Annotated in this window: 16 protein-coding genes; 10 read left to right on the top strand and 6 right to left on the bottom strand. The window is 72.9% G+C overall.

Features of this window, described 5'->3' with window-relative positions; all coding sequences use genetic code 11:
* Window positions 1-57: 57 nt before the first annotated feature.
* On the top strand, window positions 58-3,663 hold the full coding sequence (locus AB0C84_RS04460; protein WP_361061045.1) for a hydantoinase B/oxoprolinase family protein: 3,606 nt from the start codon (window positions 58-60) through the stop codon (window positions 3,661-3,663).
* On the opposite strand, the gene AB0C84_RS04455 is transcribed toward AB0C84_RS04460, so the two are convergent.
* Window positions 3,651-4,883 carry a serine hydrolase domain-containing protein gene (locus tag AB0C84_RS04455; RefSeq protein ID WP_361061043.1) on the bottom strand — a complete coding sequence of 411 codons (1,233 nt, stop codon included), beginning with the start codon at window positions 4,881-4,883 and terminating at the stop codon, window positions 3,651-3,653. The two genes, AB0C84_RS04460 and AB0C84_RS04455, sit on opposite strands and share 13 nt — an antisense overlap.
* Before the next feature lie 169 nt (window positions 4,884-5,052).
* Here AB0C84_RS04455 and AB0C84_RS04450 point away from each other — a divergent pair, with 169 nt between their 5' ends.
* On the top strand, window positions 5,053-6,423 hold the full coding sequence (locus AB0C84_RS04450) for an erythromycin esterase family protein (protein ID WP_361061041.1): 1,371 nt from the start codon (window positions 5,053-5,055) through the stop codon (window positions 6,421-6,423).
* A gap of 64 nt (window positions 6,424-6,487) precedes the next feature.
* Here the strand turns inward: AB0C84_RS04450 and prs are convergent, their stop codons facing one another.
* Window positions 6,488-7,441, bottom strand: a complete 954-nt coding sequence (gene prs, locus AB0C84_RS04445; RefSeq protein ID WP_361061039.1) for a ribose-phosphate diphosphokinase — start codon at window positions 7,439-7,441, stop codon at window positions 6,488-6,490.
* A gap of 162 nt (window positions 7,442-7,603) precedes the next feature.
* Here prs and AB0C84_RS04440 point away from each other — a divergent pair, with 162 nt between their 5' ends.
* The 4 genes from AB0C84_RS04440 (at window position 7,604) to AB0C84_RS04425 (ending at window position 10,879) form a co-directional block, all read left to right on the top strand.
* Window positions 7,604-7,807 (top strand): DUF1918 domain-containing protein, encoded by a 204-nt coding sequence (locus AB0C84_RS04440; RefSeq protein WP_179845602.1) that lies wholly within the window; start codon window positions 7,604-7,606, stop codon window positions 7,805-7,807.
* Window positions 7,808-7,824: 17 nt separating this feature from the next.
* Entirely contained in the window at window positions 7,825-8,628 is an 804-nt protein-coding gene (locus AB0C84_RS04435; protein WP_179845601.1) for a sigma 54 modulation/S30EA ribosomal C-terminal domain-containing protein, read from the top strand.
* A 285-nt stretch (window positions 8,629-8,913) separates the two neighbouring features.
* Window positions 8,914-10,185: a YncE family protein gene (locus AB0C84_RS04430; RefSeq protein WP_361061037.1), complete on the top strand. Its 1,272-nt coding sequence runs from the start codon at window positions 8,914-8,916 to the stop codon at window positions 10,183-10,185.
* Between the two features lie 142 nt (window positions 10,186-10,327).
* On the top strand, window positions 10,328-10,879 hold the full coding sequence (locus AB0C84_RS04425) for a hypothetical protein (RefSeq protein ID WP_361061035.1): 552 nt from the start codon (window positions 10,328-10,330) through the stop codon (window positions 10,877-10,879).
* Between the two features lie 5 nt (window positions 10,880-10,884).
* Here the strand turns inward: AB0C84_RS04425 and AB0C84_RS04420 are convergent, their stop codons facing one another.
* Complete coding sequence (locus AB0C84_RS04420) at window positions 10,885-11,613, bottom strand: HD domain-containing protein (RefSeq protein WP_218905564.1); 729 nt, start codon at window positions 11,611-11,613, stop codon at window positions 10,885-10,887.
* A 200-nt stretch (window positions 11,614-11,813) separates the two neighbouring features.
* On the opposite strand from AB0C84_RS04420, the gene AB0C84_RS04415 reads away from it, so the two are divergent.
* Window positions 11,814-13,322 (top strand): MDR family MFS transporter, encoded by a 1,509-nt coding sequence (locus AB0C84_RS04415; protein ID WP_361061033.1) that lies wholly within the window; start codon window positions 11,814-11,816, stop codon window positions 13,320-13,322.
* 86 nt (window positions 13,323-13,408) lie between these two features.
* Here AB0C84_RS04415 and AB0C84_RS04410 read toward each other — a convergent pair whose 3' ends face one another.
* The 3 genes from AB0C84_RS04410 to AB0C84_RS04400 form a co-directional block, all read right to left on the bottom strand.
* Window positions 13,409-14,380, bottom strand: coding sequence for a DUF523 and DUF1722 domain-containing protein (locus AB0C84_RS04410; RefSeq protein WP_361061031.1), 972 nt, complete (start codon window positions 14,378-14,380; stop codon window positions 13,409-13,411).
* Entirely contained in the window at window positions 14,377-14,889 is a 513-nt protein-coding gene (locus tag AB0C84_RS04405) for an RNA polymerase sigma factor (RefSeq protein WP_361061029.1), read from the bottom strand. Before AB0C84_RS04405 ends, AB0C84_RS04410 begins: the two co-directional genes overlap by 4 nt.
* Window positions 14,890-15,003: 114 nt before the next feature.
* Window positions 15,004-15,936 (bottom strand): MerR family transcriptional regulator, encoded by a 933-nt coding sequence (locus tag AB0C84_RS04400; protein WP_361061027.1) that lies wholly within the window; start codon window positions 15,934-15,936, stop codon window positions 15,004-15,006.
* 217 nt (window positions 15,937-16,153) lie between these two features.
* On the opposite strand from AB0C84_RS04400, the gene AB0C84_RS04395 reads away from it, so the two are divergent.
* The 3 genes from AB0C84_RS04395 to AB0C84_RS04385 are packed head-to-tail and all read left to right on the top strand — an operon-like array spanning window position 16,154 to window position 19,559.
* Window positions 16,154-16,684 (top strand): TspO/MBR family protein, encoded by a 531-nt coding sequence (locus tag AB0C84_RS04395; RefSeq protein WP_361061025.1) that lies wholly within the window; start codon window positions 16,154-16,156, stop codon window positions 16,682-16,684.
* Window positions 16,684-18,000, top strand: a complete 1,317-nt coding sequence (locus tag AB0C84_RS04390) for a deoxyribodipyrimidine photo-lyase (RefSeq protein WP_361061023.1) — start codon at window positions 16,684-16,686, stop codon at window positions 17,998-18,000. The genes AB0C84_RS04395 and AB0C84_RS04390 overlap by 1 nt, the downstream gene beginning before the upstream one ends.
* Window positions 18,001-18,053: 53 nt before the next feature.
* The gene (locus AB0C84_RS04385) at window positions 18,054-19,559 is read left to right on the top strand and encodes an SDR family oxidoreductase (protein ID WP_361061021.1); all 1,506 of its coding nucleotides are present in this window, start codon (window positions 18,054-18,056) and stop codon (window positions 19,557-19,559) included.
* Window positions 19,560-19,717 lie beyond the last annotated feature (158 nt).

Raw genomic sequence — 19,717 nt, 5'->3', positions numbered from 1 at the left:
TGTTTCCATCCTCATCGAACGGAAACGGCCCAGGTAGAAGCGGTTTCGGAGGTCGCCATGGCGGCGCGCTGGGAGTTCTGGATCGATCGCGGCGGCACGTTCACCGACGTGGTCGGCCGGCGGCCGGACGGCACCCTCGTCACCGACAAGCTCCTCTCCGAGGACAGGGCGCGCTACCGGGACGCGGCCGTCGCCGGGATCAGGCGCCTCCTCGGGGTCGCGCCCGGCGAGCGCATCCCGGCGGAACTGATCGCGGGCGTGCGCCTCGGCACGACGGTGGCGACGAACGCCCTGCTCGAACGCACGGGCGAACCGACCGTCCTGGTCGTCACCGAGGGCTTCCGGGACGCGCTGCGGATCGCCTACCAGAACCGGCCCCGCATCTTCGCCCGGGAGATCGTGCTGCCCGAGACGCTCTACGCGCGGGTGATCGAGGCGAGGGAGCGGATCGACGCGCACGGGCGGGTCCTGGTCCCGCTGGACGAGGGCGCGGTCGAGCGCGAGCTGCGCGCGGCCTACGACGACGGGTTCCGCTCGGTGGCGGTCGTGTCGATGCACGCCTACCGGTACCCCGTCCACGAGATCGCGATCGGGAGGATCGCGCGCCGGATCGGCTTCCCCCAGGTCTCGGAGTCGCACGCGACGAGCCCGCTGATGCGGCTGGTCTCGCGCGGCGACACCACCGTCGTCGACGCCTACCTCTCGCCCATCCTGCGCCGGTACGTGGACCGGGTCGCGGGGGAGCTGGACGGCGCCCCGATCATGTTCATGCAGTCCAGCGGCGGCCTCACCGAGGCGCACGGCTTCCGCGGCAAGGATTCGATCCTGTCCGGCCCGGCGGGCGGCATCGTCGGCATGGCGCGGACGTCGGCGGCGGCGGGCTTCCACCGGGTCATCGGCTTCGACATGGGCGGCACCTCCACCGACGTCTCGCACTACGCGGGCGAGTTCGAGCGCCAGTACGAGACGCAGGTGGCGGGGGTGCGGATGCGGGCGCCGATGCTGAGCATCCACACGGTCGCGGCCGGCGGCGGCTCGGTGCTGCGCTTCGACGGCGGCCGGTACCGGGTCGGCCCCGACTCCGCCGGCGCCGACCCCGGGCCCGCCTGCTACCGGCGCGGCGGCCCGCTCACCGTCACCGACGCCAACGTGATGCTCGGACGGATCCGCCCCGACCACTTCCCGCACGTCTTCGGCCCGGACGGCGACCGGGCCCTGGACGCCGCGGTCGTCCGGGACCGCTTCGCCGCCCTGGCCGGCGAGATCGGCGACGGCCGCCCGCCCGAGGACGTCGCCGCCGGGTTCCTGCGCATCGCGGTGGCGAACATGGCCAACGCGATCAAGAAGATCTCCGTCCAGCGCGGCTACGACGTCACCGGGTACGTCCTCGCCACCTTCGGCGGGGCGGGCGGGCAGCACGCCTGCGCGGTCGCCGACGCGCTCGGCATGCGGCAGGTGCTCGTCCACCCGCTGGCGGGAGTGCTGTCGGCGTACGGGATGGGGCTGGCCGACGTCACGGCCATGCGGGAGTGCGCGGTGGAGGCGCCGCTGAGCGAGGACCTGCTGCCCGAGCTGGACGCGACCTTGGGAAGGCTCGGGGACGACGCGCGCGGCGAGCTGCGGGACGAGGGGATGGACGCCAGGCACGTCGTGCGCCGCGCCCACCTGCGCTACGCGGGCACCGACACCGCCCTCCTGGTGCGGGCCGGGCCCGTGGAGGCGATGGTCGCCGAGTTCGAGGAGGCCTACCGGCGCCGCTTCTCCTTCCTCATGCGGGACAAGCAGATCGTCGTGGAGGCCGTGTCGGTCGAAGCGGTGAGCAGCGACGACAGAGCGGCCGAGACGCCGGTCGCGGGCGTCGGCGAAGGCCCGGCCGAGGCCGCGCGCGTCCCGATGCACGTCGACGGCGCATGGCGCGACGTCGACCTGTACCGGCGGGAGGGGCTGCGGCCCGGCGACGCCGTCCCCGGCCCGGCGATCATCGTGGAGGCCAACGCCACGACCGTCGTCGACCCGGGCTGGCGGGCGGCCGTGAACGACCTCGGCCACCTGCTCCTGGACCGCGTGGCGGCCCGGTCCGGCGGGCGCGCCGTCGGCACCGGGGCCGACCCCGTCATGCTGGAGATCTTCAACAACCTGTTCATGTCGATCGCCGAGCAGATGGGCGTCCGGCTGCGCGGCACCGCGCACTCGGTCAACATCAAGGAACGGCTGGACTTCTCCTGCGCGATCTTCGACGCGTCCGGCGGGCTCATCGCCAACGCGCCGCACATCCCCGTCCACCTCGGCTCGATGGGGGCGTCCATCAAGGAGCTCGTCCGGCGCCGCCGCGCCGCCGGCGGCATGCGGCCGGGCGAGGTCTACGTGCTCAACGACCCCTACCACGGGGGCACCCACCTGCCGGACGTCACCGTCGTCACCCCGGTCTTCCTCGGGGACGTCGCGTCCGGGGCGGCCGGTGGCGGAGCCGCCGAGATCTCCTTCTTCGTCGCGTCCCGCGGCCACCACGCCGAGATCGGCGGCATCACGCCGGGGTCGATGCCGGCCTTCAGCGCGCTGGTGGAGGAGGAGGGCGTGCTGATCGACAACTGGCTGCTGGTCGAGGGCGGCCGGCTGCGGGAGGAGGAGACGGTGGAGCTGCTGACCTCGGCGCCCCACCCGTCCCGCAACCCGCTCGACAACGTCGCCGACCTGCGCGCCCAGATCGCCGCCAACGAGAAGGGCGTCGTCGAGCTGCGCGACATGGTCCGCCACTTCGGCCTGGACGTCGTGCACGCCTACATGCGCCACGTCCAGGACAACGCCGAGGAGGCGGTCCGCCAGGTGATCACCGCGCTGCGGGACGGCTCCTGCGCCTACGAGCTGGACGACGGCTCCGTGATCGAAGTCGCGGTGCGGGTCGACCGCCACGCCCGCACGGCGGAGATCGACTTCACCGGCACCTCGCCCCAGTCGGCCGGCAACGCCAACGCGCCGTCGTCGGTGGCGATGGCCGCGGTGCTGTACGTGTTCCGCACGCTGGTGGCCGAGGACATCCCGCTGAACGCCGGGTGCCTCACGCCGCTGCACGTCACGATCCCGCCGGGCTCGATGCTCGCGCCGCGCTACCCGGCGGCCGTGGCGGCGGGCAACGTCGAGACGTCCCAGGCCGTGACCGGCGCCCTGTACGCCGCGCTGGGGGTGATGGCGGAGGGCTCCGGCACGATGAACAACGTCACCTTCGGCAACGAGCGCCACCAGTACTACGAGACGGTGGCCAGCGGATCCGGCGCCGGGGACGGCTTCGACGGCGCCGACGTCGTCCAGACCCACATGACCAACTCCCGGCTCACCGACCCCGAGGTGCTGGAGTGGCGCTACCCCGTCCTGCTGGAGGACTTCGAGATCCGGCGCGGGAGCGGCGGCGCGGGACGGTGGCGCGGAGGCGACGGCGGCCGGCGCCGCGTCCGCTTCCTCGAACCGATGACGGTGACCACGCTGTGCAGCCACCGGCGCGTCCCGCCGTACGGGATGGCGGGCGGCGGGCCGGGCGCGCTGGGACGGCAGTGGGTCCAGCGCGCCGACGGCTCCGTGACGCCGATGGAGGGCCGCGACTCGCTCACCGTCGGCGCCGGGGACGTCTTCGTCATCGAGACGCCCGGCGGCGGTGGCTACGGCCGGTGACCCGCGTTCCTCGTGCGGCTCCCCTTCTTGGAGCCGGCGCAGTACTCGGCGGTCACCGCCTGCTCGGTGAGCCGGACCTGGTTGACGGCGTCGGTGGTGAAGACGAACGACATCGAGTGCCGCCCGCCCTTCGTGCTGCCCGTCCAGGTCTCCCAGCCGTCCAGGGTCCCGCCGTTGCCGTACGCCTTCACGCCGCACGGCGGTGTGGCGATCACCGCCCCGAGCCCGTAGCGGAACATGTCGCTGCCGGGGTAGGGCTGCGAGCCGGGGACGGGACGCAGCATCGCCCGCAGGAGCCGTCCGGGCAGGAGCCGTCCGCCGAGCAGGGCGGCGTCGAACCGGTTGAGGTCGCCGACGGTGGAGATCAGGTCGCCCGTGGCGCGCGCGAACGTGGTGTTGACGTCGGTGGTGTCCTTCAGCTCCGCCGGGTCGTCCGCCACCGGCGTGTACCCGTGCAGGTGCGGGCCGCGGATCCGCGGGTTCGTGCCCGGGAAGTAGGTGCCGCGCAGGCGCAGCGGCCGGATCAGCCGCTTGTTGATCTCGTGGACGTAGGTCCGGCCGGTGACGCGCTGGATGACCATGCCGAGCAGCACGTAGTTGGTGTCGGAGTAGCGCCACGAGGTGCCGGGCGGGAAGTCGGGCGGGTACTCCAGGCCCGCCTCCGCCAGCTCCCGCAGGGTGAAGTCGTGCCGCGGGTCGGTGACGGCGATCTCCTCGATGCGGGGATTGTTGGTGTAGTCGGCGATCCCGCTGGTGTGGTTCAGCAGCATCCGCATCGTGATCTTGTTGCCCTGGTACCCGTTGCCCTCCACGACACCGGGGATCACCTGGTCGACGGTGTCGCCCAGGCGCAGCCGCCGCTCGGCGACGAGCTGCAGGACCACCGTCGCCACGAAGATCTTGGTGATGCTGCCGGCCCGGAACTTCATGTACGCCCTCGGCGGGCGCCTGGTCGTGAGGTCGGCGACCCCGCTGGAGAGGTTCAGGACCCGGTGCGGCGTGCGCGATTGGGCGAGCGCACCCGGAGCGCCCTGCCGTACGGCCTCGTCCAGGACGGCCTGGAGAGCCTTCCCGGATGCGCCGCCAGCGGCCCCGCCCTTTGGCCGGTCCGCCGGCAGGACGGACGCCGCCGCGCCACTGGCGACGTTCATCGCGACGGTCAGGGCCAGGGCGCCGGAGGCGATGCCCCGGGCGCACGGATATGTCCCAAGAGTCATCATGTCGTCACTCTAAGTGAGCAACATCCCCTTCGACCGACCCCGATGCAAGGTTTACCTTTCCCGGGCGATGACCAGAGATCACGAATGGAAAGATCAGCACAGGCCGCACATCTGTGGGGCCCGCTTCGTTTTACGGCGACACGATCCACCTTTTGCGAGGTCGGCAGATATGTTAATGCTTCGTGCCGGTAAACTCCCGGCATTCGTCACCGCACTGGCGCTCGGCGTGTGCTCGTTCACGCCGGCGGCCGCGCACGCCCGGCAGCCCGTCCCCGGGAACGAGCGGGCGGTGGTGCGCGCGCTCGACCGCGGCGCCCATCCCCTGCTGACCACCGAGCCGGACGATGGCACGCGTGACCTGCGCGCACTCGGGCGGATGATCGGCGACACCCCCGTGGTCGGGCTGGGTGAGGCCACCCACGGGACGCACCAGTTCTTCAGCTTCAAGCAACGCGTCTTCGAATACCTGGTCAAGGAAAAGGGATTCACGACGTTCATGCTGGAACTGAACTGGGGCACCGGGCTCCGGCTGAACGACTACGTCCTGCGCGGCAAGGGCGACCCGGCCGCGATCATGCGGCAGGAGTTCCAGCAGAACTACCGCCTGTTCGCCAACGAGGACTATCTGCGCCTCATCAGGTGGATGCGCCATTACAACACCGGGAATCCGAAGCGGCCCCTGCAGTTCATGGGCGACGACGTCTACTTCACCAACATCGTGATCTTCCAGGAGATCTTCCGGTACGTCCGCGAGCGCGGCCGCGCCGACCTCATCCCGAAGCTCAAGGCCCTCTACGACGGGCTGATCCCCACCACCGACCTCAACACCTGGGAGCGGTGGTACGACGCCAAGCCCATGCGCGAGCGCCAGCGCGTGCAGCGGCAGGCGTGGCAGGCCCTGCGGCTCGTCGAGAGCCTGCGCCGGGGGGCTCCCCGGCAGGCCGCCGAATGGGCCGAGCAGCAGGCGAACGTCGCGTTCTGGATCGCCAAGACGCACGCCGCCGAGGACTTCTCCGGGCCGCGCGACGAGGCCATGGCGCTGAACACCGTGTGGTGGTACCGCCACATGAAGAGCAAGACGCTGCTCTCCGCCCACAACGCCCATGTCGGGTATCTGGGTGAGGCGCCGCCGCACACGTTCAAGCGGCAGGGGACCTGGCTGCGCCAGATCCTCGGGCCCCGCTACCTGGCCATGGGCGCCAGCTTCTACAAGGGGACGTTCACGGCGCTCGACGAGAACACCGGGTACATCCGCAGGTTCACCGTGGGCCCGCCGCCGCCGATCAACGCCGAGCAGGTGCTGAACCGCGTGCCCTTCCCGAAGTACTACCTCGACATGCGCACGGTGGACCAGCCGGCGCGCTCGTGGCTGCGGGAGGAGCACCAGGTCCGGTACATCACGGCGGTGTACTCGCCGACGGCGGTGGAGGAGAACAACATCGTGCAGCCGCTGGGACGCACCTACAGCGTCCTGTACGAGCTGCGCGACACCACACCGTCCAACCTGATCCCGGGAATTCCGCTGGGGCCGGGCCACTAGCGCTGGTGAGCGGGCCGGGTCCTATGGAGCCCGGCCCGCTTCGGCGTCCGTGCGGGCCGGCGCGTCACCCGCGCACCATCAGGGAATCCAGGGACTGCCCGTTGTGCAGGCGGCCGATGGCGTCGGCGATCAACGGGGCCACGGACCGCACCCGCGGCCGCGGCTCCCGCGCCCCGCCCACCGGGAGCGTGTCGGTGACCAGCAGGCAGCGGATCGGGAGCCGGCCGAGCCGGTCCCGCGCGGCGTCCACCAGCGGCCCGTGCGCCGCGGCCACGGTGATGTCGGGCGAGGCGCCGTGGGCCAGCAGGACGCGCACGGCCGCCTCGATCGTCCCGCCGGTGCTGATCATGTCGTCCACGACGACCGCGGGCCGGTCCCGCACGTCGCCGACCAGCTCCTCGGCGTGCACCCTCGCACCGCTCACCCGCGTCTTGCGCACCACGGCGACCGGCCGCCGCAGCAGCCGCGCGCAGTGCTCGGCGAGCTTGACCGCGCCGAGGTCGGGCGCCACCAGCACGGCCGTCTCGGAGGTCAGCTCCGCCAGCTCCCCGGCCAGGATCGGGACGGTCGTCAGCATCTCCACCGGAACCGGGCACATGGCCTCCAGGGCGACGGTGTGCGGCTCCACCACGATCAGCCGGTCCGCCCCCGCCGACGCCAGCGCGCCGAGCGCCACCCTGGCGCCCACCGCCTGGCCCGCCCTGCCCCGGCGATCCTGCCGGGCGTACCCGAAGTACGGGAGGACCGCGGTGACGGTCTCGGCGCCGCCCCGGCGGCACGCGTCCAGGAGCAGCAGCGCCTCGATGAGGTGGTCGTTGACCGCGGGCCCGGTGGGCTGCACCACGTAGACGTCCCCGCCCTGCACGCCGGACACGACGGGCCGCAGCTCGCCGTCCGGGAACCGCTCGACCTCGCAGGGCACCGGCCGGACGCCCAGCGCGGCCGCGACGGCGGCCGCCAGCCCCGGATGGGCGGTACCCGCGACGATCCGGGCCGGCATCGTGCTCCTGTCGGACATCGCCCTCCTGTCGGCCGCTCTCAAGGAGTCCTTCCCCTCCCCCGGCCAGATAGCCGGATTAGCCGCATATCGGACTGACCTGCACATATATGGACCTTTGGCCCTGGTGGCGCCCCGCCATCCGGCCGCACGATGGACTCGACGCGACGTGAGGGGGACACGATGCGAGCCAGCGAAGGCGACCGGCTGATCGTCCACGGGCACCACGTAGGCGAGGCGGCGCGCAGGGCCGAGATCCTCGAAGTGCACGGACGGGACGGAGAGCCGCCCTACCTGGTGCGGTGGGACGACGGCCACGAGAGCACGTTCTTCCCGTCCTCGGACTCCACCATCGAGCACCAGCCGGCCGAATGGGCGAAGCGGTAGAGCGACGGGGGGACGACATGGACCGGGCGACGACCAGGGCGGCTCCCGAGGTGGCCGTGGAACACCGGGGAAGGGTGCCGGAGGGCGCCACCGACTACGCGCGCTCCAAGGTGAGCGCGGTGTTCACGCACGCGCCCGAGCCGGTGCTGTTCGCGCGCGTGAAGCTGATCATGTCGCCGGACCCGGCAGTGCCGCGCCCGGCGACTGCCCAGGCCAACCTGGACGTCAACGGCCGCCTGGTCCGGGCACAGGTGGCCGCGCCGACCATGACCGAGGCCGTCGACCGGCTCCACGACCGGCTGCTGAACCGGCTCGACCGGGTCTCCCGGCACTGGGAGGCCCGCCGCGGCGCCTACCCCACGAGCCCCGCCACGGGCCCGCACGAGTGGCGGCACGGCGCCGAGCCGACCCAGCGCCCGGACTACTACCCGCGCCCCCCGGAGGAGCGCGAGCTGATCCGGCACAAGTCGTTCACGCTGACCTCCGAGACGCCCGACGAGGCGGCCTTCGACATGGAGGTGCTCGACTACGGGTTCCTGCTGTTCACCGACGTCGAGACGGGTGAGGACAGCGTCATCTACCCCGCCGACCACGGGTACCGGCTGGCGCAGACGACGCCCCGCGAGCGGACGGGCGCGCCCCGCGCCATCCCCCTGACGATCAGCCCGCGTCCCGCGCCCGAGTTGACCATCCAGGAGGCGATCGAGCATCTGGAGGTGGCCGGCGTGCGCTGGGTGTTCTTCCGCGACGCCGAGACCGGGCGGGGCAACGTCCTCTACCACCGCTACGACGGGCACTACGGCCTGATCATCCCCGCGTAGCGCGGAATCCCTCGATACCGGGTCTTGCGGCGCACAGCACCCCTGCCTACTATCCAGTAACCAAAGTCTGAATACGGTGATGTTCGGATTTGGGCGGATTCTCATGCGGCCCACAAGGCCGGCGGAATCCAGGGTCGGCCATGCCCGCGACCGTTCATCACCGCGCAGCCGGCGCCGCGGCCCGCGCGGGAGGGTCCCGCCTGCCGCAGTGCGCCGGCATGGACGCGGAAAGGTTCCGCGCTCCCGCCCCCTCTGGGCGACCCCCACCCCCTGGGAGAAGCAAGCATGCACGCTGCGACCGCCCCTGCCCGCCCCAGACCACACCGTCGCCTGCGAAGCATCGCCGCCGCCGCCGTCCTGGCCGCCGGCGCCATCGCCCCCGCCGTCACCGCGACCACCGCGCACGCGGCCCCCCTGCGCGAGGTGATGTTCGTCGGCAACAACTGGGAGGGCACCGCCGACGTCATCAGGTCCAGCGGCGACTTCGCCAAGATCGGCCGGATCGACGTCGTCCCCGACAAGAGCCAGCGGCTCACCGCGATCTACCTCAACCCGATCAACCTGGCCGTCTTCCTGGGCATCCGCGCCACCGCCGGCGAGGGCCACGACCAGCTCGTCGACGACCTGTACTCCACCCCCGACGGCTCCGCCCTGGTCGCCTCGCGGCCCAGCTTCGGCGACGTCGTCTCCATCGACCTCACCACCGGGAAGGTCCGGTGGCGGTTCGCCGTCTCGGGCTACCGCGCCGACCACATGTCGGTCTCCCCCGACGGCACCAAGGTCGCGGTGTCGGCCTCGCTCGGCAAGGTCGTCCACGTCCTGGACATCGGCACCGGCAAGCAGCTCGGCTCGTTCGCCACCGGCGACAAGCCCCACGAGAACATCTTCACCAGGGACGGCCGGTACATCCTGAACATGTCCATCGGGAACGTCGAGACGGACTTCGACGACCCGTCCCAGGACTGGACCAAGGGCGACCGGCACATCACGATCGCCGACGCCTCCACCTACAAGGTCGTCAAGACCATCGACATGCGCTCCCGGCTCGACGCCTTCGGCCGCAAGGACCTGTCGAACGCGATCCGGCCCGCGGTGTTCTCCCCGGACGAGTCGAAGCTGTACTTCCAGGTCTCGTTCTTCAACGGCCTCGTCGAGTACGACATGGCCACCGACAAGATCACCCGGGTGAGGACGCTGCCGAAGAACCCGGCGACCAGCGACGACCGCAAGACCTTCGTCAACGACTCCCGCCACCACGGGCTGTCGATGAGCCCCGACGGAAGCAGGCTCTGCGTCGCCGGGACCATGGACGACTACGCCACCGTCGTCAACCGCTCCACCCTCCAGGAAGGCCCCCTGGTCACCGCGTCCAAGCCCTACTGGGCCACCGTCAGCGGCGACGGCCGCGCCTGCGTCATCTCCGAGAGCGGCGCCGACCAGGTCACCGCCATCGACTTCGGCACCGGCCAGAAGATCACCTCCGTCCCCGTCGGCGACCACCCCCAGCGCGTCCGCCTGGCCCACATCCCCGCCACCTGGACCGGCACCACCGGCTGACCTCCGTCCCGTCCCTCCGGCAGGGAACCGGCCAGTCCGGCGGGGCGGGCCGGTTCCAGGGCCTCCTCGTGGGTCCGGCGACCCTCCCGGCAAGAGATCGCTAGTGTTCGGCGATCTCTTGTCGGACGGGGTGGCGGAACTGATGGCGCTACGGGCGGATGTGGCCGCGGTGGTCGCGGATGCCGGGATGCTCGGTGTGGACGTCGACGAGGCCGTCGAGGACGAGCATGTGCGGGTTCGGGTGTACTGCGAGGCCGTTGCGGCGGTCGCCGCGTCCGGACGTCCTGACGCCGAGCGCAGGATCGTGGCGCTGATCCTGCGCGATCCCGTTTCGTCGGTGGCCAAGACGGCGGTCGTCCAGCTCGTCGACGAGGTCGCGAAGAGGGCCGGCGATCCGGGCGGGTTCCAGCGGTGGGCGGACGGGCTCCTGCCGGAGCTGCGCAGGCTGGAGGCGGACGGGCACCGCGAGTTCGTGCGTCGCCGCGTCCACGACTGGTCGGTCTACCTGGCGGTCGAGGAGGGGCGGGAGCCGTCGTCCGCCGAGTTGGCGGGCACCACGCCCTGGATGCAGCGCATGCTCGCGGAGAGCACCGCCTTCCTGCCCGTCCTTGAGCTGCTGGCCGAGAGCGGCGGAACGAGGAAGGTACGGAACATCGCCAGGCAGCGGGCCGACGCGCTCGCGAGGAGGCGGTAGAGGTGTCAGCTCGCCCGGGCGGCGACGGCGTGGCCTTGCAGGATGGCCGTGAAGCGCTCGTCGGCGCGGTCGAGCTGGCCGGTGATGTGCTGCTTGATCCGCTCCTTGAGCGGGGTGTCGGGGCGGTTGATCAGGTCCTTGAGCTCCGGGACGAGCGGGCGGTACTTGCGGGCCAGCTTGCGGAGCTTGGGGCCGGTGGTGTGGATCAGGCCGACGCCGTTGTCGGTGAAGTCGGAGACCTTGATGACGCGGGCGGCCGGGTGGCGTTCCAGGCTCTCGACGACGTGGGCGCGGTACTGGGCGTGGACGTCCCCGCCGCGGTCGTAGACGGGGTTGGTCACGGCGCGGACGAGCTCGGCGACGCGCGGCCCGAACTCGGCGGACAGGACGCCGAGCGCGGCCTCCGCCGGATCGGCGTGGCCGTCGCCGGCCAGGTCGGCCGGGTGGTCCTCGACGGAGTCGTGCATGAGGGCGGCGACGAGGAGGTCCGCGTCGTCCATCTCGTAGTGGCACATGATGCGCAGCGTCACCCGGAGCAGGTGGTTGACCACGGGCTCGCGGACGCGGCGGTCCTGCCGGTGCAGGTCGCCGGCCAGCGCGAGCGCCGTGCTGAGGCGCCGCCAGTCCGGCTCGCGGAACCGCAGGATCTCGCGGGAGAACCGGTCGCGGAGTCCGGCCTCGCCGTACACCTCGGTGATCGTGTGGAGCGGAAGAGTCTGCAGATAGCTGGGCACCGTGTTCCCCTCTCGCGGGAGGTGCGCGCCCGTCCGCGGGCCGGAGGGGCGTTCCCGCGTACCGGTCCGACGTTGTTCGCGATCATCTGGTTCCGTCCGCGGCGGGCGTTCTCGCTGGTGGCGGGCCGGCACCGTCGGACAGTCGAAAGAATTCTCGAATCGAGCGATGAGTTCTCCGGGCGGCGGGGGTCTACCCCGGCATGACGACGATGCGAGAGCACGCAAGCGGCGGGACGGCGGGGACCGCGCCCGGCCGTTCGAAGACGCCCGCCGTGATCCGGCTGCTGGTGCTGGCCACCTTCGTGGTGATCCTCAACGAGACGATCATGATCAACGCGATCCCGCGGCTGATGGCGGACATGGACGTCACCGAGCAGGCCGCGCAGTGGCTCTCGACCGCGTTCATGCTGACCATGGCCGCGGTGATCCCGGTGACGGGGTGGTTCCTGCAGCGGGTCACCACCCGCCGCGCCTACGCCACCGCGATGGGCGTCTTCCTCGCCGGGACGGCGCTGGCCTCCGTCGCGCCGGTGTTCGAGGTGCTGCTGCTCGCGCGGATCGTCCAGGCGACCGGCACGGCGGTGATGATGCCGCTGCTGATGACGACGCTGATGACCGTGGTGCCCGAGGAGGACCGCGGTCGCGTGATGGGCAACGTGACCATGGCGATCTCGGTCGCGCCGGCGCTGGGCCCGGCGGTGTCGGGCCTGATCCTGCAGCTCGGCTCGTGGCGGCTGCTGTTCGCGGCGGTGCTGCCGGTCGCGGCGCTGGTCGCCTGGCGGGGCCTCGGACGACTGGAGAACGTCGGGGAGCCGCAGGCCGGCACCATCGACTGGTTCAGCGTCGCGGCCGCCGCCCTCGGGTTCGGCTCGCTGGTGTACGGGCTGAGCAGGTTCGGGCAGGGCGGCGCGGTGGTCCCCACGGTGATCGTCGCGGTCGGGGCGGTCACGATCGCGGTGTTCGCCGTCCGCCAGCTCCGGTTGCAGCGCCGCGACGTCCCCCTGCTGGACCTGCGCGTCCTGCGGCACCCCGTCTACGCCCTCTCGCTGCTGCTGATGGCCCTGGGGTTCATGGCGATGATGGGGTCGATGATCCTGCTGCCGATCTACCTGCAGAACCTGCGCGGGCTCACGCCGCTGGAGACGGGCCTGCTGATGATGCCCGGCGGGCTCGCGATGGGGCTGCTCGGCCCGGTCGTCGGACGGCTCTTCGACCGCTTCGGCGGGCGGATGCTGATCATTCCGGGGGCGGCCGGCATCGTGCTCGCCCTGGCCGGGTTCACGCAGATCTCGGCGACGATGCCGTACTGGCAGGTCCTCGGCCTGCACTCGCTGCTGATGGTGTCGCTGGCGGCGGCGTTCACCCCCGTGTTCACCCTCGGCCTCGGGGCGCTCCCGGCCCCGCTCTACTCGCACGGCAGCTCGATGCTGGGCACCCTCCAGCAGGTCTCCGCGGCCTTCGGCACGGCGCTGGTCGTGACGGTGATGACCGGGCGCGCCGAGGGCCGGATCGCCGACGGTGTCGCCGCCGCGGCCGCCCAGCTCGACGGGATGCGGCTGGCGTTCGTCATCAGCGCCGCGCTGTCCCTGGTGATGGTCGGGGTCGCGTTCCTGCTGCCCAGGCGGGCGAAGGCCGCCGCCGCGCCCGAGGCGCCGCCGGCTGCCGACGCGCAGGCCGCCGACCGGGCACTGGAGCCCGCCGCCTGCTGAACAGACGATGCCTGCTGAACGGACGGTGCCTGCTGAACGGGCCGGTGGTGAGACTCGCTCTCACCGCCGGCCCGTTCGCTTCTGCGTCACAAGTAGTGGCGGAGGACCAGGTCGGCGGGGTAGGGGTCCAGGTAGGTCTGCTGGGTCAGGTAGCCGAGGCCCTCGCCCTTGGCGTGGTGGCGCAGAAGCGCGATGGGGACGCTGAGGGGCGACTGTCCCTGGCGGTAGGTCTCGATGGCCGCCAGGAGGTCGTGGCGGCGGGTGTCGTCGAGGTGGTCGCTGAGCATCCCGAAGACGTGCTGGAGGGCGTTCATGTGGCGCCCGCGCTTGGGGCGGACGGCGAACGCCGCGCTGAACGCGTGCCGGTAGTCGGTCTCCAGCTCGTCCCGTGGACGGGTCCCCGCCTGCGCGACGATCCGTCCGAGCGCCTGGTAGGCGGACGGGTCGTGGGCGAGGATCTGCAGCTTGTGGCGGCTGTGGAAGGCGACGAGGTCGCGGGGCCGCCAGTCGGCGCCGAACAGCTCGCGGAGCCGGGCGTGGGCGAAGATGCGCTCGATGAAGTGCTCGCGCAGGACGGGGTCGCGGAGGCGGCCGTCCTCCTCGGCGGGCAGGTCCGGGAGCGCCTCGCGGACGAGTCCGGCGAACACCCCGCGGCCCTGGCGGTCCACGGGCTGGCCGTCGGTGCGCTCACCGGGCCCGCCCGAGGCGTAGCGCGGCAGGCGGAACAGCCCACAGGAGGGCGAGCGCGACTTGAGCACGTAGCCGTCCAGGTCCTCCAGCTGGGGGACGCGCGTCTCGGCCAGCGCGGTCATCGCGGCGGTGTGGTCGGCGGACCCGTCATGGGTGACGAGGTGCCCGTCGGTGAGCAGCCGCAGCGTGGGACGCGGCGTCCCGAGGCCGATCTCCATCTCCGGGCAGACCGGGACCCAGTCGACGTGCGGGTCCAGGACGTCGGTGAGGAACCGGTCGCGGCTGTGGCCGGCGTTGTAGCGGACCGGGGCGCCGAGCAGGCAGCTCGACACCGCCAGCCGGGGACGCGGGTAGGGGGCGGCGGTCATAGGAGCTCTCTCATCCGGCGCAGGCCGCGGGCCGTGCGCGCCTTGACGGTGCCCAGGGGGACGGACAGCCGGTCGGCGATCTCGGTCTGCGTCAGCTGCCCGAAGTGGGCCATCACGATCGCCTGCCGCTGCGGCAGCGGCAGGACAGCGAGGGCGTCCCGGACGTCGCAGGCGGTCTCCACGGACGGCGAGGCGTCGGGGGTCCGCGCGGCGGGAAGCTCCGCGTGGTCCTCCAGGGGCAGCGTCCTGCGGTAGTGGCGGGCCTCGGCGCGGAGCTGGTCGATGGCGCGCCTGCGGGCGATGGCGAGGACCCAGGGCTCCAGGTTGCGGGACGGGTCGAAGCGGCGGCGCGACTTCCAGACCTCCAGGAAGACCAGCTGGACGACGTCGTCCACGGCGTGCCGGGGCACGAGCCGGACGACATGGCGGCGGACGAGCGGGCCGAGCGAGGTGTAGCACTCGGCAAGCGCGGTCTCGTCCCCGCGTGCGAGCCGCTCTCCCAGGTTCATGAGCTGGGCCTTTCCCGAGGGAATCGTTTCAAAACTTGTTCATAGTCGATTCCGGGGGCGGCGTCGAGCCCGACACGGCGACGGGTGATGCGATCGTGCGGCTTTCCCGGCGGATCAGGGCGCCGCGGGGCCGTCCAAAATCTCGGTGACGGCTTGGGAAAGACTCGTCACGAAGCGGACGGCGTCCGGCAGCCGGTCCCGCCTCCAGCCCGGGCCGCCGGCCAGCAGCCGCACCGCGGGACGGGTTCCCGGAAGATCGGCCAGCCAGTCCGGGTCGCCGGTGCGGGCGATCTGCGACCAGACGAAGACGGTGCCCGGCCCCGTACGCCGGATCGCGGCGGCGAGGGCGTCCGCGGGCACCCGCGCCCCCAGCAGGCTCGCCGCGACACCGCCCTGCGCCAGCGCGGCGGCCAGCGCGTACAGCGGCAGGCTGTGCTGCTCCTCGGGGGCGCAGGCCAGCAGGACGGGCCGGACGTTCACCGGCCGCGCGGGCGGCGGCACCTCCGCCAGCCCGCCGAGCACCACGGTGGACAGCAGGTGCTCGACCTCGACGCAGCCGCCGGACGACGCGTGCTTGCGGCCGATGCCGACCAGGACCGGGACCATCAGGCCGTCCCAGGCCCGCACGACCCCGTCCCGCGCGATCGCGGTCCGGACGGCGTCGTTCATGGCGGGGACGTCCAGGGACATCGCCGCGCGGGCCAGGCCGCGCACCTCGGCGGTGTCCGCTCCGGCGGGCGCCTCCCCGACGGGCACGCGGTTGCCTCCGGCGCCGTGCCCGCGCGGCGGGCGCGGCTCGCCGGGCGGCTCGCGCAGCGCGACGTGGGCGGCCTCGCCCGGCGGGGCGCCCGCGAGGATCAGCCGCTGCATCGCTTCGAGCCGTGCCACGTCCACGGGCGTGTAGCGGCGGTGGCCGCCGGGGCTGCGCCCGCTCGGGCCGATGCCGTACCGGCGGTCCCACGTGCGAAGGGTGGCGGCCGCCAGGCCCAGGCGCCGCGCCACCGCGCCCACGCCCAGTCCCGGTTCCCGGTCCGTCTCCCCACGCATGCGTTTCGATCTCCCGTGCTGCTCCGACGGCACAGCGTACGGCGTCTCCGGTTCCGCGATGTCCCCGGCCGGACGAGCCCACCGGTCGCACGGCCGCCTGGTCGTACGGTCTCCCTGGTCTTCGCCGGAGCCGGTCGTTCCGGTTGCATCCCGGGCCGCCGCTGACCTCCGCGAACGCGGACGTGCGGATGCCGCCGCAGCGGGAAGGCTCACGGCCATGAGTGCGACGAACGAGCGGCATCGCGTCCGGACGAGCACCCGGTGGGCCGTCTACGGGGCCACCGCGGCGGCGGTGACGGCGACGGCGGCGGCCGGGGCCAAGGCGGTCGATCCCGGCAGCCGCTGGTACCGGGCCCTCGACAAACCGCCGTGGCAGCCTCCTTCCTGGGCCTTCGGGGTCGTGTGGACGCCGCTGTACGCGAGCGTCGCCTGGGCGGGCGGGCGCGCGCTGCTGAGGTCGCAAGGGCGCCGGCGCCGCGCCCTGGCCGCGAGCCTCGGCGTCAACCTGGTGCTGAACGCGGGCTGGAACCACCTGTTCTTCGGCCGCCGCAGCACGGGCGCGGGGGTCGCGGGCACGCTGCTGCTGGACGCCAGCAACGCCGAACTGATCCGCCGCACGGCCCGCGCCGACCGCGCCGCGGCCGCCGCGCTGCTCCCCTACGCGGCATGGTGCGCGTTCGCCACCGCGCTGAACGGCGACATCGCCTACCGCAACCGTTCGCGCCCCCGGCTCCGAAGACTCAGGTGATGGACACCTCGCTGATGCTGTTCACCCGCGACCTCCGGGTGCGCGACAACCCCGCTCTGGCCGCGGCCTGCGAGGCCGGACGAGTCGTCCCGGTCTTCGTCTTCGACGACGCGATCCTGGACGGTCCGTTCGCCGCGCCCAACCGTGTCCGGTTCCTGCTCGACAGCCTTGACGACCTGCGAAAGTCGCTCAAGGATCGGGGCGGCGACCTGGTCGTGCGGCGCGGCGACCCGGCCGGGGAGGTCGTCCGGCTGGCCCGCGAGACCGGCGCCGGCTCGCTGCTGCTCGCCGACGAGCGGACGGCGTACGCGGCCCGGCGCCTCGACCGCGTCCGGGAGGCCGCCCGCGCCGACGGCCTCGACCTGGACGTTTCGGCGCACCCCGGCATCACCGTGGTCACGCCCGGCGAGCTCACCCCGGTCAGCGGCGACCACTACAAGGTGTTCACCCCGTACTGGCGGGCCTGGGAGGCGGCCCGGTGGCGCCCGGCCGTGGACGCGCCCGAGAAGGTCCGGCTGCCGTCCGGTGTGAAGCCGGGGGCGCTGCCCCGGCTCGCCGACCTGACCTCGGGGTCCCCGTCCCCCGACCTCGCGCCCGGCGGGGAGCGCGCGGGACGCGAGCGCATGGCGGCGTGGCTGCGCGACGACGCCGCCGAGTACGACGACGTCCGCGACGATCTCGCCGCCGACCGCACGTCCCGGCTCAGCCCGTACGTGAAGTTCGGCTGCGTGTCGCCGCGCGAACTGGCGGAGGCCGCGCCGGACGCCTACCGGCGCCAGCTGGCGTGGCGGGACTTCCACCACCAGGTCGCCGCCGCCTTCCCCGACCTGCCGCGGCGCGACTACCGGTCGCGCGACCGGCGGTGGAAGGACGACGAGGACGCCTTCGCCGCGTGGTGCGACGGGACGACCGGCGTCCCGATCGTGGACGCGGGGATGCGCCAGCTGCACCGCGAGGGGTTCATGCACAACCGCGCCAGGCTCATCACCGCCTCGTTCCTGACCCGCGACCTCGGCATCGACTGGCGGCGGGGCCTCGGCCACTTCAACGAGTGGCTCGTCGACGGCGACGTCGCCGACAACGCGGGGAACTGGCAGTGGGTCGCCGGTACGGGGAACAGCACCCGGCCCGACCAGGTCATGAACCCGTTCCGGCAGGCGGCGCGCTTCGACCCGCGCGGCGACTACGTCCGCAGGTACGTCCCCGAACTCGCCGGTGTCGAGGGGGCCCGCGTCCACCGGCCCTGGACGCTGGACGAGGACCGCAGGCGGTCGCTGGACTACCCGCCGCCGATCATCGACCCGGACGACCGATGACCCCCGGGGAGGGCGGCCCGGCCCGCCCGGCCGACGACGACCGAGGGAGACGGATGGACACCGGGGAAGGGCGGCTCTGCCTCGTCACGGGAGCCAGCGGCTACATCGGAGGCCGCCTCGTGCCGGAACTCCTGGACGCCGGATTCCGGGTGCGGTGCATGGCGCGCTCGGCCCACCGGCTGCGAGACCACCCGTGGGCGGACCGGGTGGAGATCGCGGAGGCCGACGCGACAGACCCCGGGTCGACGCGGCGGGCCCTGGAGGGCGTGGACGTCGCCTACTACCTGATCCACGCGATCGGCGGCAACGGCGGCTTCGCCGAGACCGACCGGCGGGCGGCGCGCACGTTCTCCGCCGCGGCGCGGGACGCGGGGGTGGGGCGGCTGGTCTACCTCGGCGGCATGGAGCCGGAGGAGGAGCTGTCGGCGCACCTGCGGTCCCGCGCCGAGGTCGCCCGGATCCTGCTGGACGGCGGGGTGCCGACCGCGTGGCTGCGCGCCGCCGTGATCATCGGTTCGGGCTCGGCGTCGTTCGAGATGCTGCGGTACCTGACCGAGCGGCTGCCGGTGATGGTCACGCCGCGCTGGGTGCGCACCCGCATCCAGCCGATCGCGATCCGGGACGTCCTGTACTACCTGGTGGCGGCCGCGGACCTGCCCCCGGACGTGAACCGGGGGTTCGACATCGGCGGGCCGGACGTGCTCACCTACCTCGACATGATCCGCGGCTACGCGCGTGTGGCGGGCCTCAGGCAGCGGATCATCATTCCGGTCCCGGTGCTGAGCCCGCGGCTGTCGAGCCATTGGGTGGGGGCCATCACCCCCGTCCCCGGCGCCCTGGCGCGACCGCTGGTGGAGTCGCTGCGCAACGAGGTCGTGTGCAGGGAGAACGACCTCGCCGAGTACGTGCCGCCGCCGCCCGGCGGGACGGTCGGGTTCGAGCGCTCGGTCGAGCTGGCGCTGCGCCGCGTCCGGGAGACGGACGTCGCGACGCGCTGGTCGTCGGCGAGCACGCCCGGCGCGCCCAGCGACCCGCTGCCGACGGACCCGGACTGGGCGGGCGGCAGCCTCTACACCGACGAGCAGGTCCGCCGGACGTCCGCGCCGCCCGAGCGGCTGTGGGAGGTGGTCGAGGGGATCGGCGGCGACCGCGGCTGGTACTCCTTCCCCGTCGCCTGGCAGGCCCGGGGCGTCCTCGACCGGCTGGTGGGCGGGGTCGGGCTGCGGCGCGGCCGCCGCGACCCGCGCCGGCTGCGGATCGGGGAGGCGGTGGACTTCTGGCGCGTGGAGGAGATCGAGCCGGGGCGGCTGCTGCGGCTGCGGGCCGAGATGCGCCTGCCGGGGCTGGCCTGGCTGGAGTTCTCCGTGCGCCGCGACGACTCCCGCACGTTCCTCACGCAGCGGGCCCTGTTCCACCCCCGGGGCCTCGCCGGGCACGCGTACTGGTGGGCGTTCCGCCCGTTCCACGACGTGATCTTCGGCGGGATGTGCACGGGCATCGTCCGCGCGGCCGAGCGGGGCGGGAAGGCGAAGGCCCGCGCGACCGTGCGGGCCCACTGAACGCCCCTGCCGCTCACGGCCCCGCGCCCGCGGGGGATGCAACCGACCGGGCCTCGCGTCCCGAAGAACTGTGCAGACCTGAAGAACGACGCAGAACCGAAGAACTGCGCAGAACCCACTCGGGACGGCGATGGAGAAGAAGTTGCGAACCCGACTCG

Origin of the sequence: Actinomadura sp. NPDC048955 (assembly GCF_040649435.1) — a bacterium.
GTDB lineage: Bacteria > Actinomycetota > Actinomycetes > Streptosporangiales > Streptosporangiaceae > Spirillospora > Spirillospora luteofluorescens.
The sequence above is the reverse complement of the archived record's forward strand: the minus strand, read 5'-3'. Positions and strand labels throughout refer to the sequence as shown.

Bases quoted from the DNA above. Each gene is read 5' to 3' on its own strand.
- AB0C84_RS04400 (WP_361061027.1), bottom strand. From the start codon at position 15,936: ATGCGTGGGGAGACGGACCGGGAACCGGGACTGGGCGTGGGCGCGGTG.
- AB0C84_RS04455 (WP_361061043.1), bottom strand. From the start codon at position 4,883: ATGATGACTCTTGGGACATATCCGTGCGCCCGGGGCATCGCCTCCGGC.
- AB0C84_RS04395 (WP_361061025.1), top strand. From the start codon at position 16,154: ATGAGTGCGACGAACGAGCGGCATCGCGTCCGGACGAGCACCCGGTGG.
- AB0C84_RS04440 (WP_179845602.1), top strand. From the start codon at position 7,604: ATGCGAGCCAGCGAAGGCGACCGGCTGATCGTCCACGGGCACCACGTA.
- AB0C84_RS04450 (WP_361061041.1), top strand. From the start codon at position 5,053: ATGTTAATGCTTCGTGCCGGTAAACTCCCGGCATTCGTCACCGCACTG.
- AB0C84_RS04385 (WP_361061021.1), top strand. From the start codon at position 18,054: ATGGACACCGGGGAAGGGCGGCTCTGCCTCGTCACGGGAGCCAGCGGC.
- AB0C84_RS04390 (WP_361061023.1), top strand. From the start codon at position 16,684: ATGGACACCTCGCTGATGCTGTTCACCCGCGACCTCCGGGTGCGCGAC.
- AB0C84_RS04410 (WP_361061031.1), bottom strand. From the start codon at position 14,380: ATGACCGCCGCCCCCTACCCGCGTCCCCGGCTGGCGGTGTCGAGCTGC.
- AB0C84_RS04415 (WP_361061033.1), top strand. From the start codon at position 11,814: ATGACGACGATGCGAGAGCACGCAAGCGGCGGGACGGCGGGGACCGCG.
- AB0C84_RS04430 (WP_361061037.1), top strand. From the start codon at position 8,914: ATGCACGCTGCGACCGCCCCTGCCCGCCCCAGACCACACCGTCGCCTG.
- prs (WP_361061039.1), bottom strand. From the start codon at position 7,441: ATGTCCGACAGGAGCACGATGCCGGCCCGGATCGTCGCGGGTACCGCC.
- AB0C84_RS04425 (WP_361061035.1), top strand. From the start codon at position 10,328: ATGGCGCTACGGGCGGATGTGGCCGCGGTGGTCGCGGATGCCGGGATG.
- AB0C84_RS04460 (WP_361061045.1), top strand. From the start codon at position 58: ATGGCGGCGCGCTGGGAGTTCTGGATCGATCGCGGCGGCACGTTCACC.
- AB0C84_RS04435 (WP_179845601.1), top strand. From the start codon at position 7,825: ATGGACCGGGCGACGACCAGGGCGGCTCCCGAGGTGGCCGTGGAACAC.
- AB0C84_RS04405 (WP_361061029.1), bottom strand. From the start codon at position 14,889: ATGAACCTGGGAGAGCGGCTCGCACGCGGGGACGAGACCGCGCTTGCC.